Here is a 15,229-nt window from a genome sequence, read left to right as displayed (position 1 = left end):
TAACATCAAGGTTATTAGTAATTATTCGCACATGACCATACTGCAGGTGACGAATTCTTTCTTTTATCTGCTTATTTACCCTTTTGTTATCAATAATGTCGGGATTGATAATTACGGATTGTTTGTTTTTGCCAGCAGTATTGCTATGTATTTCATGGTTTTTATCAACTTTGGATTCGATATACATGCTGCCAAGTTGATTTCCTTGAACCAGGAAGATACTGCGCTTCACACGTCGTTGCTGTCCTCGGTAACGCTGGCGAAAGTGATCCTGGAGCTGCTGGCTGGGGCCGTCTTTCTGGTGCTGCTCATGACCATACCGTTCATGCGGGCTAACGCCTTGCTGTTCTTCATGTGCTTCGCCAATACCCTGTCCTGCATCTTCCTTCCGCTCTGGTACTTCCATGGCATGCAGAAAATGAAGGTGCTGACCATCGTTCAGCTTTCATTCAAGCTGGTGTCACTGCCGGCGATTTACTTGCTGGTGAAAGATACAGATGATATTGATGTTTATACTTTCATCGTTGTGGCAACCAATGTGCTGTCCTCGTTGGTCGCGTTTTATCTGGCACTCAGGCTTTCGCGATCAGCCCTTAAATGGCCGGTGCTAGCTAACGTCACCGGCTTGTTACGAGAGGTGCAGCCATTTTTCTGGTCCACGGCAACCAATACCTTCAAGCAGAAAAGTGTCGAGATCATCATCGGTTCTTTTTTTGGCATGAAAGAAGTGGCCATCTACGATCTGGCCAACAAGATATTTTCCGTACCTAGCCTGTTGGCCTCGAATATCAATGCAGCGCTGTTCCCGATGATGGTGAAAAAGGCGCAGAAAAATGTTGTCGACAAGATTATCAAGATTGAAGTCTTCATCGGCCTGCTTTGTATCCTGTCGGTGGTGCTGGGGGGGTACTGGGTGGTGCGCTTGGTGTCGGTGCACGACATGCAGCAAGCGTATTACCTGTCGATGCTGCTGAGCATCAACATCATGACCTTCCTTATCGTCGGCAGTCATATCTACTTTATTTACGTACCTCACCAGCGCTACGACTTTGTCCTCAGGAATCAGGTGCTATCGGTGGTGTCGTTTTACGGGTTCTGCGCAGCCTACCTGGCTATAAGCTGGAGCGTGTACTCCGTGGTACTGGCCTTGGTCAGTTCGGCGTTGCTCGAGATAGTCTACAGCTATTCGCTGGTCAAAAAGGTGCAAGGGTACTAGGCCGGCCTGGCCCCACTGGCCGAGCGAGGCGCTCGGGAGTGGTTGGACAGGCGAGCTCAATTGAAGATTAAGGGGAGCGTGTAGCGGCAATGGAAAATTTCAATATCCCGGTAGTGCTGCTGTTGTTCAAGCGGGTCGACAAGCCGTTGGAGGTCATCAGGCAAATTGCCAGGGTTGCCCCTGCCCGGCTGTACCTGCTCTCCGACGGTGGGCGCAACGATGAAGAGAAGGCGCAGGTTGCCGCGTGTCGTCAGGCGATTGAAGCGGCAATCACCTGGGATTGCGAAGTCATCCGCAAGTATGAAGACAACAATATTGGCGTATATGCAAATATTGCTGAAGGCGCTAAATGGGTGTTTCAGCGTGAAGAGTGCGCCATCTTTCTGGAGGATGACAATCTTCCAGATGTCTCGTTCTTTCGTTTCTGCGAGGAGATGCTGCTTCGCTACAAGCATGACACCCGGGTGCTATGGGTGTGTGGCACGAACTACCTGAAGACCTATGAGCCCGAAGATGGTTCAAGCTATGTATTCACCAAGAATATGATGCCTTGTGGCTGGGCGTCCTGGTCGGATAAGTTTGTCAGGTTTTATGATGGTGAGCTGAGCTTGTGGCGTAATGAATATATCCGCAACAGGATAAAATACGAATATGCGTACAAGAAGCTTTATTACCAGGATCGTTATAATCTGGACTACGAACTGGATGCCAAAGAGCGTAACGGGCGTTTTTATTCCTGGGACTATCAGATGAGTTTCTCGGTGCGTGCGCATAACCTCTATGCGATTGTGCCCAAGTACAATCAGATTACCAATATCGGTGTCGATAGCGACTCTACCCATGGTGGCGACTCGCTGGAAGATGTCATGGTCAAGCGCTTCTGCGGCTTGCCAACGCGCGCAATGGAATTTCCACTGAAGCACCCTCCGGCGTTGCTGGTTGACCAGCCTTTTGAAGTTGCTGTTGCGAAAATAATCTTGCACCCTCAGTTCTTTTCGCTGCGCTCGATCCTTTCGCGTGCAATCAGAAGTTGGCTGGGTATCAGCAGGACGGAAAGCATCGCCAGTTTCATCAAGAAGAAAATTAAATAGATGCAGGCGGGTATGTCTACAACAAGGAGGCAACTATCCATTGTGCTTACGTTACCGGTTTTCCTGGTGATGTGGATGCTGTATGGGGGGAATCTTTGGAATGGTGATCGAGAAGCCTACGAACTGTATTACTATACTCGGGATACACTTGCCAGCTGGGGCAAGGAGATAGGTTACGGCTACCTGAACATTCTTGCCAGTCGCTCGGGCCTGTCGTATCAAGGCTTTCAGATCTCAATTGCCCTGGTGACGCTGGCACTGGTGTGGCGTTATATCGTTAAGCGCACGCTGTCGCCTTTTCTATCCCTGTTGGTCTATTTTTTCTGTTTCTTTTCTCTGGATTATGTCCTGGTAAGAAACTTTCTTGCGTTTGCTATTTGCTTGCAAGCTATCCTGGTGCTGTTTGAAGATAAACCCTACAGCAAGCTGAAATATGTTTTGTTGATTGTGTTGGCTGCAAGCATTCACCAGTCATCGCTGATGCTCATGGCATTCGTGATTATGCCGGTAAACAGGGTCGTTCCATTGGGCCGGTTCTTGCTGGTGTATGCGGCTTTCATCTTTTTTTATATGGTTGTACGTTATGCTGTGCCTTTGCCTGAAAGTATTGCCAGTCACTTCAATTACTATAATACTTCACTGAAAAGTTCACTGGCAAATGTGTTTGTTCATATTGTCTCTGTCGTGCTGATCACGTGCGCAATTTTTTCGGAGCGCATGAGTCTAGCACGTATCTATTGTGAGACAGCGCGTGATAGGGAACTTGCGTTTCTGCTTAATCTTAACTTGTTCTCACTGTTTTTCCTGGTGTTGTATTTCGAATCCGAAATTTTCGTCAGGCTGCTGCGTTCGATTATATTCTTCAACATGCTGCATTGCGTGAATTCACTGTTTTTGTCGCGGCGAAGCTATTTTTTTCTGGGTCTGTATATTCTGTTTTTTTCAGCTTACCTGGTATTTTTTTATATTGTCCCTGTGGCGGATTTTTCGTTGACTCCGCTGTTCAGGGATAATCTGCTGTGGAACTGAATCGATGAACAAGGGCAGTGATATTTCAGGACGTGACGGCCGGCTGTCTGTCGAGCGTGGGTGTTCCGTTGCAACTCAGGGGAGGGCGTGATGAAAGTATTATTCCTGGGTGGAATTTTCACCGAGTGCGACAAGAAAAACATCATTCAGAAATCCAGAGGTGGTGTGCAGTATGCAGCTGACACGTTGCAAAAAAACTATATCCATGGTTTCTCGCAAAGTCAGGCTGTGGACGCGGTGACGGTGGTCAATCTACCGTTTATTGGCGCTTATCCCCGGCGCTATGAGGATATGTTTTATCGGCCTGTTGCCGAGCAGGAAGCATTTGATCGAGCAACGGTCAGGAATGTCAGCTTCTTAAACCTGACGATCGTCAAGAATCTTCACAAGGTTGTCCGCGCAGTCAAGGTCATTTTGCGGGAAATGAAGGCGGATGCGCAGCGCCCGCAGGTACTGGTTTGTTATTCCATGCACTTGCCGCATCTTCTTGCTTGTTACATCGTCAAGCGCCTGAGGAAAGAGACCCACTTTTGTGTTATCGTTCCCGACCTGCCGGAGTACATGGCGGTTCGGCGTGGGCTGGCGAAGTTTGTCTTTCATATGTTATCGCGCATTTCCTATTTTATTGTCGGGCGCGCTGACAGTATTTCGGCCATTACCAAAGATATGTTGGGCAAGTTTGACGCCGGTATCAGCAAAGTGGTTATCGAGGGGATCGCAGACGAGCGTTACATCGCCTTGAGCGATACGGTCGAAAGGAAGAAGTATTTCCTATATACAGGCACCCTTGATCGTCGTTATGGAATAAGGAACCTTGTCGATTCCTATGTTGCTGCCGAGATCACCGACTACGAGCTCTATATCTGCGGTGACGGGGATGATCGCAAGTATGTGGAAGACGTTGCGGCAGCACAGCCGAATGTCAAGTATTTCGGTCAGTTAGACCGGGATTCGGTACTGGCACTGCAGCGCAATGCAGCCTTACTGGTTAATCCGCGGGACAACGATTCAATTTATACCAAATATTCATTTCCATCGAAGATCATAGAGTACATGTCATCGGGTGTGCCGGTACTGATGTACAAGCTTGACGGTATACCCGAAGAATACTATGGTTTTTGCTACCTGATTCCGCCTGGTGGTGAAGGTTTGAAAGTAAAGTTGCTGGAGCTTTCCAGGCTCGCGGATAATGAGTTTGTCAGCATGGGTGCGTCGGCCAAGCAGTTCATTATCAAAAATAAAATGCCTGATATGCAGGTCGCTAAACTGTTACAAGCTATTAAAGGAAAAGATCATGTTTAAAGGCAAAAAGTTACTGATTACCGGCGGTACTGGTTCTTTTGGCAATGCTGTGCTTAAACGCTTTCTCGATACCGATATAGCCGAAGTTCGTATCTTCAGCCGAGACGAGAAAAAGCAGGACGACATGCGCAAGCGCTATGGTAGTTCCAAGCTGAAGTTTTATATCGGCGATGTTCGCGACTACCAGAGCGTGCTGAACGCCACCCGTGGTGTTGACTACATCTTCCACGCGGCCGCTCTTAAACAAGTACCTTCCTGCGAGTTTCACCCAATGGAAGCGGTCAAGACCAACGTGTTGGGTACCGAAAACCTGCTCGAGGCCGCGATTCAGAATGAAGTGAAGCGCGTCGTGTGCCTGAGCACCGACAAGGCGGTCTATCCGATCAACGCCATGGGTATTTCCAAAGCGATGATGGAAAAGGTCATGGTCGCCAAGTCACGCAACGTCGATGAAACCAAGACCGTCATTTGCGGTACCCGCTACGGCAACGTCATGGCTTCCCGTGGTTCGGTCATTCCGCTGTTCATTGAACAGATTCGTGCCGACAAGGCCCTGACCCTTACCGATCCGAACATGACGCGTTTCATGATGACCCTGGCCGACGCCGTCGACCTGGTGCTCTACGCGTTCAAACACGGTAACAATGGTGACCTGTTCGTGCAGAAGGCGCCGGCGGCCACAGTGGAAGTCCTGGCCCAGGCATTGACCGCTCTGGTCGGCAAGCCGGAACACCCGATCCAGGTTATTGGTACCCGCCACGGCGAGAAGCTCTATGAAGCACTGCTCAGCCGGGAAGAGATGGCCTGCGCCGAGGACATGGGCGAGTACTTCCGTGTGCCACCTGACCTGCGCGATCTGAACTACGCCAAATTTGTCGAACTCGGCGAAACCAAGATCTCCCGCACCGAAGATTACAACTCACACAATACTGAGCGTCTGGACGTGCAAGGCATGCAGCAGTTGTTGCTCAAGCTGGACTTCATGCGAGCCATTCAGCGCGGCGAATACGCAACGCCAGAGGAGTAAGCAATGAAGGTTCTGATTACAGGCGCTAATGGTTTTGTCGGCCAGAATCTGATCGCTCACCTCGGTGAGCGCAGCGACGTCGAAGTACTGCGCTTTACCCGCGACGATTCGCTGGCAAGCCTCGTTGGCCTGGTTGGGCAAGCGGATTTCATTTTTCATTTGGCGGGGGTCAATCGCCCCCAGGACCCGCAGGAGTTTCAAGCCGGTAACACCGACCTGACTCGTGCATTGTGCGATGCAGTCAAGGCCAGTGGGCGTCAGGTGCCGGTGTTGTACACGTCCTCCAGCCAGGCGGAACTGGATAATCCCTACGGCAGCAGCAAGCGTGGTGCTGAACAGGTCCTGCTCGACCTCAAGTCAGCTCACGGTTCAGCCGTGCACTTGTTCCGCTTGCCTAATGTGTTCGGCAAGTGGGCGCGGCCGAACTACAACTCGGCAGTGGCGACCTTTTGCAACAACATTGCACGTGATCTGCCAATCCAGATCAATGACCCGCAGGCGCCTATCAATCTCGTCTATATCGATGACGTAGTCGGTCACTTCATCGCGGTGATGGATGGCAAGCTGGCGGGCGAACCCTTTGTCAGTGTTGCCCCGCAGTACAGTATTACCGTTGGGGAACTGGGCGAACAGTTGGCAGCGTTCCGCGATAGCCGCAAGACCATGATCACCGAGCCAGTGGGCACGGGATTGGTCCGTGCCCTGTACTCGACTTACCTGAGCTATCTGCCGCCTGAGCGCTTCACTTACGAGGTTCCCAAGTATGGTGATCCGCGTGGCGTATTCGTGGAGATGCTCAAGACCCCGAATGCTGGTCAGTTCTCCTATTTCACCGCGCATCCCGGTATTACCCGCGGCGGGCACTACCATCATTCCAAGACGGAAAAATTCCTGGTCATCAAGGGCAAGGCCTGCTTCCGTTTCCGTCATATCGTTTCTGGCGAGTTCTATGAACTGTTTACCACTGGTGAACAGCCGGAAATCGTCGAAACCGTACCAGGCTGGACCCATGACATCACCAACGTCGGTGATGACGAAATGATCGTGATGCTCTGGGCCAATGAAATTTTTGATCGCGAGCACCCGGATACCTACGCTCGGCCGGTGGGCACCGAAGCCTGAGCCGCTGTTAACAGGACACTGCAATGAAAAAGATGAAAGTTGTAACAGTGGTGGGAACCCGCCCGGAAATCATTCGCCTGTCGCGGGTGATGGCCAAGCTTGATGAGCATTGCGAGCACATTCTGGTTCATACCGGCCAGAACTACGATTACGAGCTCAATGAGATCTTCTTCCAGGACCTCAACATCCGTAAGCCGGATCACTTCTTGAATGCGGCGGGGGCGACAGGCGCCGAGACAATCGGCAATGTGATCATTTCCGTCGACCGGGTACTTGCCGAAGTGCAGCCAGAAGCGTTGTTGGTGCTGGGTGACACGAACAGTTGTATGGCCGTGTTGCCAGCGAAAAGACGCAAGATTCCGACTTTCCATATGGAAGCGGGTAATCGCTGTTTCGATATGCGTGTGCCGGAAGAGATCAATCGACGCATCGTTGATCACACTGCGGATATCAACCTGACATATAGCACCATTGCTCGAGACTATCTGTTGCGCGAAGGCCTGCCACCCGATCGAGTCATCAAGACCGGCAGTCCAATGTTCGAAGTACTCAACCATTATCGCAGCGGTATCGATGCCTCCGATGTATTGACCCGCCTCAGCCTCGAGTCCGGTAAGTTCTTTGTTGTCAGTGCCCATCGCGAAGAGAACATCGACTCGGACAAAAACTTTCTAAAGCTCGTCGACGTTCTAAATACCGTCGCAGAGCAATTCGGTTTCCCGGTAATCGTCTCTACTCATCCCCGTACGCAAAAGCGAGTGGACGCGATGGGGGTTATCTTTCATGCCAATGTGCGCCTGTTGAAGCCTTTGGGATTCAAGGACTACAACAAGTTGCAGCTTGAAGCCAAGGCTGTTCTTTCGGATAGTGGCACGATCAATGAAGAGGCTTCGATCCTGAACTTCCCGGCGTTGAACATTCGTGAAGCGCACGAGCGTCCTGAAGGCATGGAAGAAGCTGCTGCTATGATGGTTGGCCTTGAAGTCGACCGGGTGATACAAGCCTTGAGTATTCTCGAGAGCCAGGCCCGGGGCGATGAACGCAGCTTGCGCTTGGTCGAGGATTACAGCATGCCTAACGTCTCGGACAAGGTTGTGCGCATTGTGCACAGTTATACCGACTACGTGAATCGTGTCGTCTGGAAGCGCTATTAACTGGGTGTGGCAATGGCCGAAGAAAAACTACGCGTTTTGGTAGTGACGCAATACTTTTGGCCGGAAAACATGCGGATCAACGATTTGGTCCGTGATTTTTCGGCCAAAGGTCACGAAGTTACGGTGCTGACCGGATTGCCAAACTACCCGGAGGGCGATGTATTCCAGGCCTACCGCGACAACCCGGAAGAGTTTGCTAGCTATGCGGGGGCAGAGGTGGTGCGTGTGCCTCTGGTTCCGCGAGGCAAGCGTGCCTGGCGACTGGTGCTCAACTATTTGTCATTTTTTCTTTTGGCTTCCAGTTTGGGCGTTTTCAAGTTGCGCGGCAGAAAGTTTGATACGGTGTTCGTCTATGCAGTTTCACCGATTATGGCAGCTATCCCTGCGGTAGTGATTGGTCGTTTGAAGCAAGCCCCGGTGTTTGTCTGGGTTTTGGACTTATGGCCGGAAACCTTGAGAGCGGTGAACGTTTTGCATCACCCTCGATTGCTGGGGTTGGTTGGCAAGGTGGTTTCCTGGGTCTATAACCGCAGTGACTACTTGTTGCTGCAGTCGCATGGTTTTTCTGACAATGTTCGACACTACTGTACCCGAGGGATCCAGGCCGAGCGCCTGGTGTACTTCCCAAGTTGGGCTGAAGATGAATTTTCAGCGGCCGCGGCACAGGGACAGAGTTTGATCGAGCATGATCCTGCTGTGTTCACCGTGGTGTTCGCGGGAAATCTTGGTGAGGCGCAGGATTTTCCAGCAGTGATCGATGCCGCTCTGTCCCTGCGTGAGCGGGTGGCGGTACGTTGGGTAATAGTCGGTGACGGCCGGATGAGCGGTTGGCTGGCAGAGCAGGTAGCGAGCAGGGGTCTTGACAATGTTCAGCTGTTGGGTCGCCATCCTCTAGAGGCCATGCCGGGATTGTTCGCTCAGGCCGATGCCTTGCTGGTGTCTTTGCGTACCAATGATGTTTTTGAGAAAACCATCCCAGGTAAGGTGCAGGCTTATCTCGCATCGGGTCGACCGATTCTTGGCATGATCAACGGTGAGGCTGCGCGAGTAATCGAGGAGTCGGGAGCAGGCTATGCCTGCGAGTCAGGCAATGGGGAGGCGCTGGCGCGAATCACAGAGCAGTTGGCGATGACTTCCTTGGAAAAACGCCGGCAGATGGGGGAGGCAGGGCGTCAGTACTACCAGCAGCAATATTCCAAGCCGGTGCTGATGGCACGGTTGGAGAATCTTTTTCGCCACGCAACTTTACGCAAGGCAGGGTAATGATGCCGCAATCCGTTTTCTTGACCGGTGCAAGCGGTTTTGTAGGTCAGGCAATTCTGAAAAGGCTTACAGCAGAGGCCGTTCCGGTAATTGCGGCATTGCGTAGTAATGCCAAGACACCGGATGTGCCTGTGTCAACTGTTCGCTTTGAGAGCTTGGGTCAAGTGCATGACTGGAGAGCGTCGCTTACTGGTTGTGACGTTGTGATCCATTGTGCGGCGCGCGTTCATGTCATGAACGACACTGCAGTCGACCCGCTTGCCGCATTTCGTAAAGTCAATGTTGATGGTACGTTGGAGTTGGCGCGTCAGGCAGCTGAAGTGGGGGTAAAACGCTTCATTTTCGTCAGTTCGATCAAGGTCAATGGAGAGGGAACCGAGCGCGGCCATGCTTACCGGGCTGACGACGTGCCGGCGCCTATGGACCCTTATGGCGTGTCGAAAATGGAAGCCGAGCACGGACTGCTCCGTCTCGGTAAGGATACCGGCATGGAGGTGGTAATCGTGCGGCCGGTGCTTGTGTATGGGCCAGGGGTCAAGGCCAACTTCCAGGCAATGATGCGCTGGCTCGACAAAGGAGTGCCATTACCCTTCGGGGCAATCGACAACCGTCGTAGCCTGGTTGCCCTGGATAACCTTGTGGATTTGCTAGTGACCTGTATGACTCATCCGGGCGCAGCCAATCAGATTTTTCTCGTCAGCGATGGCGAAGACCTGTCGACAACTCAGCTGTTACGCAAAATGGCGCTGGCGCTGGGCAAATCCGCACGTCTGCTGCCGGTTCCGGCCGGGTGGCTGCAAGCCGGCGCTGTGATGCTGGGTAAGCGTTCGTTGTCTCAGCGGTTGTGTGGCTCATTGCAAGTAGATATCGAGAAAACCCGGGCTTTGTTGGGCTGGGTACCACCAGTGGGAGTGGATGAAGCTTTGAAACGCGCAGCCCGGTACTATCAGGAAAATAAAAGAAAATGAGTCTCTGGTGGTTGTTTCCTGTTGTTTTACTGGGTTCGCTGTTGTTGACGGCGTCGCTTCGACGATATGCGTTGGCTAAAAGCATCATCGATATTCCCAATGCCCGCAGTTCCCACACCGTTCCGACGCCGAGAGGTGGTGGAGTGGCAATCGTCGCGGCATTTCTTGGTTCGTTGGCCATCCTGGGAATAATCGGCTTTGCTGACACTGATATGCTGATCGCGCTTTCCGGAGCCGGTGCTTTGATTGCCCTCCTTGGGTTCATGGATGACCACGGCCATATTGCTGCTCGTTGGCGGTTGTTGGGGCATTTTATTGGTGCTGCCTGGGTACTGGGTTGGCTGGGTGGGTTGCCGGCTCTCCAGGTCGTTGGGTTGCAGATCGACCTTGGTTGGTTTGGTGCGGTTCTGGCTGCTTTGTACCTCGTGTGGCTGCTCAATCTCTATAACTTCATGGATGGTATTGACGGTATCGCTAGTGTCGAGGCGATCACGGCATGCCTGGGAGCCTGCCTGTTGTACTGGATCGCTGGCGCCACGAGCCTTGTGATTCTGCCGCTGTTACTGGCGATGGCAGTTGCCGGGTTCCTTTTCTGGAACTTCCCGCCGGCACGGATTTTTATGGGCGATGCGGGCAGTGGTTTTCTCGGGATCATCCTCGGGGCGTTGTCGCTGCAAGCAGCTTGGGTATCTTCTGAGTTGTTTTGGTGTTGGCTTATTTTGCTCGGTGTGTTCATCGTTGACGCTACCTTTACCTTGCTTCGCCGATTGGCCCGTGGTGACAGGGTTTATGAAGCCCATCGTAGTCACGCCTACCAGTTTGCATCCCGTCAACATGGCAAGCACTTGCCGGTGACCTTGATGGTTGCTGCATTGAATATATTCTGGTTGTTGCCAATTTCCTTGTGCGTCGTGCTTCTGAAACTCGACGGCGTACTCGGTTTGCTCATCGCCTATATACCACTGGTTGTTCTAGCGATGCGCTATCGTGCGGGTCAACTCGAGTAGCTACTGCATTGTGTCTACGTTTGAAGATACGGGTGAATTATCAGAGAGTTCAGAGGGATTATGGATAAAGTGCGAGCATCTTTGCTGAGTCTGCCGCGTCGTCAGAAGCGTCTGCTACAAGTACTGACGGATATCCTGTTGGTCTGGGCGGCCTTGTGGCTTGCCTTTGTCGTGCGTCTGGGCATTGAGGAGTTGGCCAATCCGTTCCGTGACCATCTCTGGCTATTTCTGTGTGCGCCGGTAGTTGCCATTCCGTTGTTCATTCGTTTTGGGATGTACCGCGCCGTGATGCGCTATTTTGGCAACGACGCACTTATTGCAATTATCAAGGCGGTCAGTCTATCGTCGCTGATTCTCGGTTTCATCGTTTATTGGTCCAGCAACCATCAGCATATTGTTCCGCGCTCAATTATCTTCAACTACTGGTGGCTGAGCCTAGTAATGGTTGGCGGCTTGCGTTTGGCCATGCGCCAGTACTTTTTAGGAGACTGGTTTGCCGCTGCCCAGCATGTGCCCTTCACCAGCCGCGATGATGGTTTGCCAAAGGTGGCCATCTATGGCGCCGGTGCAGCAGGTAATCAGTTGGTGGCGGCACTACGCATAGGCAAGGTCATGCGTCCCGTGGCTTTTATTGATGATGACATTAGCATTGCCGATCGGGTTATCTCCGGGTTGCAGGTCTACACCCCTGCTCAGATCCAGAAAATGATTGATGCGACGGGGGCGGAAGAGCTTTTGCTGGCGATACCGTCCACCACGCGTGCCCGTCGACGTGAAATTCTCGAGTTTCTCGAGGGCTTCCCGCTGCACGTACGGAGTATCCCCGGTTTCATGGATCTGGCCAGCGGTCGGGTCAAGGTGGACGATTTGCAGGAAGTGGACATCGCCGACTTGCTCGGGCGTGATGCGGTGCCTGCTCAGGAAGATCTGCTGGCCCATTGTGTGGTGGAGCAGGCTGTTCTGGTTACCGGTGCCGGCGGGTCGATCGGTTCGGAGCTATGTCGGCAGATACTGACGCACAAGCCCAAGGTCTTGTTGTTGTTGGAACACAGCGAATTCAACCTGTACAGCATACTTTCCGAGTTGGAGCAGCGCGTCGCACGTGAGTCGCTCTCGACCCGGATCCTGCCTATCCTTGGTTCGGTGCGTAACCCGGCACAGCTGCTCGATGTCATGACTACCTGGCGCATTGATACGGTCTACCATGCTGCAGCGTACAAGCATGTGCCTATGGTTGAGCACAACATTGCCGAGGGTGTGTTGAACAATGTCATTGGTACGCTCAACACTGCTCAGGCTGCCTTGCAAGCTGGCGTATCAAACTTTGTGCTTATTTCCACTGACAAAGCGGTGCGCCCGACCAATGTGATGGGCAGTACCAAGCGTTTGGCGGAAATGACTCTGCAGGCCCTTAGCAGCGAGCTTGCCCCAGTGTTGTTTGGCGATACCAGCAATGTCTCGCAGGTCAACAAGACGCGCTTTACCATGGTGCGCTTTGGCAATGTCCTAGGGTCTTCGGGGTCGGTCATTCCGTTGTTCTACAAGCAGATCAAATCCGGCGGGCCGTTGACGGTCACCCATCCGAAGATCACTCGATACTTCATGACTATTCCCGAGGCGGCACAGCTGGTGATTCAGGCGGGATCAATGGGAAAGGGGGGGGACGTGTTCGTTCTGGATATGGGCGAGCCGGTCAGAATCGTCGAACTCGCAGAAAAGATGATTCACCTGTCAGGGTTGAGTATCCGTTCCGAGCGAAACCCTCACGGTGACATTGCTATAGAGTTCAGTGGGCTGCGTCCTGGCGAAAAGCTCTATGAGGAGCTGCTGATAGGTGACAATGTGGTGGCAACTCGTCATCCGATGATCATGAGCGCTCATGAAGACTACTTGCCTTGGGAGCAGCTCAAAGAGCGTCTCAGTGAGCTGCTTACAGCCCTTTCTGCAGATGACTACGGGCGGGTTCGCCAATTGTTGCGCGAGACGGTCAGTGGCTATACCCCAGATGGGGAGATTGTGGACTGGATTTACCAGCAGCGTAGGATGGACCCGTAATCGGCGAAAAGCTACTTCGTTGATTGGTAATAGTCCCATGGATGCTGGCACTCGGCATCCATGGGGCGCAGGCTGCGTGCAATGCAAAGCTGCCAAGTCCAACGATTCAACTGTGCGATCTCTGCAAACTCATTTGTTTTTTAGCGAACTTAATGCCGTTTTCTGCATTTTTGGTCGACAGCTGTTAATTGACGGTAGCCGTTAGCCCGCTCAAGAAATGCTAAGCTTCATACTTCGTATCATCTGAGCTCGCTTTGGCGAGCTTTCTGATCATCCTGCTTTTGTCTGTAGAAAATTCAATCCTATATATGAAAATCCGCTCGATGGTGAGCAGTGCATCGCACGGCACTGCTTCAGTTTATGTTACAGTTTGCGGCTTTTCGCTAACCTTAAAAATGCCTTGAGGCGTCTGTTTGCCTGATATGGCCTCTTCCATCCTGGCGGTGGGATGCCGACTCCGGCTTGGCTGACAGCTTCGTCTCAGGCCGAATTTAAAGGACTATCCCCGCGTGAAAATCGTTCCTGTAATTATTTGTGGTGGCTCAGGCTCGCGTCTGTGGCCAGTGTCCCGTGCCGCCCATCCAAAGCCGTTTATCCCCCTCCCGGATGGCAGCAACCTGATTCGTAAAACGTTTACGCGCGCCCTGAACCTTCCTGGGGTTGATAGTGTTCTGACGGTCACCAACCGGGACCTTTACTTTAAAACTGCAGACGAATACAGCCAGGTAGGCAGCGCGGGTGCCGAGCTCAATTTCGTGCTCGAGCCCTTTGGGCGCAATACCGCAGCGGCCGTAGTCGCAGCGGCCTTTGAACTGCTTGAAACGCATGGGCCGGAAACGCTGATGCTGGTAATGCCGGCCGATCACCTCATCGAAAAGCAGGAAGCGTTTGCTGTGGCGGTGGATAGCGCCATGAAACTCGCGGCCGAGGGCTGGATGGTCACATTCGGGATTACCCCGAAGTATCCTGAAACGGGGTATGGCTATATTCATCGCGACACCAGCCAGTTGCTGGAGGGTGGTGCCCTGGTAAAACGCTTCGTCGAAAAACCGAACTTTGAAACGGCGCAAGGCTATGTGGATTCGGGAGAGTACCTGTGGAACGCAGGTATTTTCTGTTTCAAAGTGGCTGATCTGATCCGTGAGATGGAAAGCCACGCTCCGGATGTCACCTCCGCAGTGAAGGCCTGCATGAACGAAAGCAAGGTCATGGAAGAAGGCGGGCGTCGTCGGGCACTCACTCTAAACCCGGACTCTTTTGCCAGCGTTCCGGATATCTCCATTGACCATGCGTTGATGGAGCGTTCCAGCAAAGTCGCGACAGTTCCTTGCGACATCGGTTGGAGCGACATTGGTTCCTGGACGGCCATGAGCGACCTGGCCGCTTCCGATGAGGCCGGCAACCGCCTCGACGGTGAAGTCATGATTCATGGGGCGAGCAACAATTTCGTTCTGAGCAAAGAACGCCTTGCCGCTTTGGTCGGCGTCAAGGACCTCATTGTCATCGACACACCTGATGCCATCCTTGTTGCACACAAGGACCATGCGCAGGACGTGAAGCACATTTTTGCGCAGCTAAAGTCGCGTAACCATGAAGCGCACAAACTGCACCAGACCGTTCATCGCCCATGGGGTACCTACACCACGCTGGAGGAGGGCGAGCGCTTCAAGATCAAGCGCATCGTCGTAAAACCTCAAGCTTCACTGTCATTGCAAATGCATCATCACCGCAGTGAGCACTGGATTGTGGTCAGTGGTATGGCCCGGGTGATCAATGATGAGCGCGAACTCATGCTTGATACCAATGAGTCAACATTCATCCGCGCCGGGCATAAACACCGCCTGGAAAACCCGGGGGTAATTGACCTGGTGATGATTGAAGTTCAGAGCGGTGATTATCTGGGTGAAGATGACATTGTTCGTTTTCAGGATGTCTATGGGCGTGTAAGCGGCTAGTCGACGGGTGACACACTGCCATGTTCACGTCTTGTGAACA

At 52.5% G+C, this 15,229-nt stretch carries 12 protein-coding genes; all 12 read left to right on the top strand.

What is annotated here, in order from left to right; genetic code table 11:
• Positions 1–31 precede the first annotated feature (31 nt).
• The 12 genes from I5S59_RS13655 to I5S59_RS13600 all read left to right on the top strand — a co-directional run bounded on the left by I5S59_RS13655 (position 32) and on the right by I5S59_RS13600 (position 15,189).
• On the top strand, positions 32–1,216 hold the full coding sequence (locus I5S59_RS13655; RefSeq protein ID WP_232239736.1) for an oligosaccharide flippase family protein: 1,185 nt from the start codon (positions 32–34) through the stop codon (positions 1,214–1,216).
• 89 nt (positions 1,217–1,305) lie between these two features.
• Positions 1,306–2,307, top strand: a complete 1,002-nt coding sequence (locus I5S59_RS13650; RefSeq protein ID WP_197877079.1) for a glycosyltransferase family 2 protein — start codon at positions 1,306–1,308, stop codon at positions 2,305–2,307.
• Positions 2,308–3,336 carry an EpsG family protein gene (locus I5S59_RS13645; RefSeq protein ID WP_197877078.1) on the top strand — a complete coding sequence of 343 codons (1,029 nt, stop codon included), beginning with the start codon at positions 2,308–2,310 and terminating at the stop codon, positions 3,334–3,336.
• Between the two features lie 90 nt (positions 3,337–3,426).
• Positions 3,427–4,638: a glycosyltransferase gene (locus tag I5S59_RS13640; protein ID WP_197877077.1), complete on the top strand. Its 1,212-nt coding sequence runs from the start codon at positions 3,427–3,429 to the stop codon at positions 4,636–4,638.
• Complete coding sequence (locus tag I5S59_RS13635; protein ID WP_197877076.1) at positions 4,631–5,665, top strand: polysaccharide biosynthesis protein; 1,035 nt, start codon at positions 4,631–4,633, stop codon at positions 5,663–5,665. Before I5S59_RS13640 ends, I5S59_RS13635 begins: the two co-directional genes overlap by 8 nt.
• Before the next feature lie 3 nt (positions 5,666–5,668).
• Positions 5,669–6,787, top strand: a complete 1,119-nt coding sequence (gene wbjC / locus I5S59_RS13630; RefSeq protein WP_197877075.1) for a UDP-2-acetamido-2,6-beta-L-arabino-hexul-4-ose reductase — start codon at positions 5,669–5,671, stop codon at positions 6,785–6,787.
• 23 nt (positions 6,788–6,810) lie between these two features.
• Positions 6,811–7,941, top strand: coding sequence for a non-hydrolyzing UDP-N-acetylglucosamine 2-epimerase (gene wecB / locus I5S59_RS13625; RefSeq protein WP_197877074.1), 1,131 nt, complete (start codon positions 6,811–6,813; stop codon positions 7,939–7,941).
• Between the two features lie 12 nt (positions 7,942–7,953).
• A complete protein-coding gene (locus I5S59_RS13620; RefSeq protein ID WP_197877073.1) occupies positions 7,954–9,204 on the top strand; it encodes a glycosyltransferase family 4 protein in 1,251 nt (416 codons plus the stop codon).
• Positions 9,205–9,206: 2 nt separating this feature from the next.
• Positions 9,207–10,172, top strand: a complete 966-nt coding sequence (locus tag I5S59_RS13615; RefSeq protein WP_197877126.1) for a UDP-glucose 4-epimerase family protein — start codon at positions 9,207–9,209, stop codon at positions 10,170–10,172.
• Entirely contained in the window at positions 10,169–11,179 is a 1,011-nt protein-coding gene (locus I5S59_RS13610) for an MraY family glycosyltransferase (RefSeq protein WP_197877072.1), read from the top strand. The genes I5S59_RS13615 and I5S59_RS13610 overlap by 4 nt, the downstream gene beginning before the upstream one ends.
• A gap of 60 nt (positions 11,180–11,239) precedes the next feature.
• Positions 11,240–13,234 (top strand): nucleoside-diphosphate sugar epimerase/dehydratase, encoded by a 1,995-nt coding sequence (locus I5S59_RS13605; protein WP_232239735.1) that lies wholly within the window; start codon positions 11,240–11,242, stop codon positions 13,232–13,234.
• 509 nt (positions 13,235–13,743) lie between these two features.
• Positions 13,744–15,189: a mannose-1-phosphate guanylyltransferase/mannose-6-phosphate isomerase gene (locus I5S59_RS13600; RefSeq protein WP_197877071.1), complete on the top strand. Its 1,446-nt coding sequence runs from the start codon at positions 13,744–13,746 to the stop codon at positions 15,187–15,189.
• Positions 15,190–15,229 lie beyond the last annotated feature (40 nt).

This window comes from Pseudomonas alkylphenolica (assembly GCF_016009175.1).
Taxonomy (GTDB): Bacteria; Pseudomonadota; Gammaproteobacteria; order Pseudomonadales; family Pseudomonadaceae; genus Aquipseudomonas; species Aquipseudomonas alkylphenolica_B.
The sequence above is the reverse complement of the archived record's forward strand: the minus strand, read 5'-3'. Positions and strand labels throughout refer to the sequence as shown.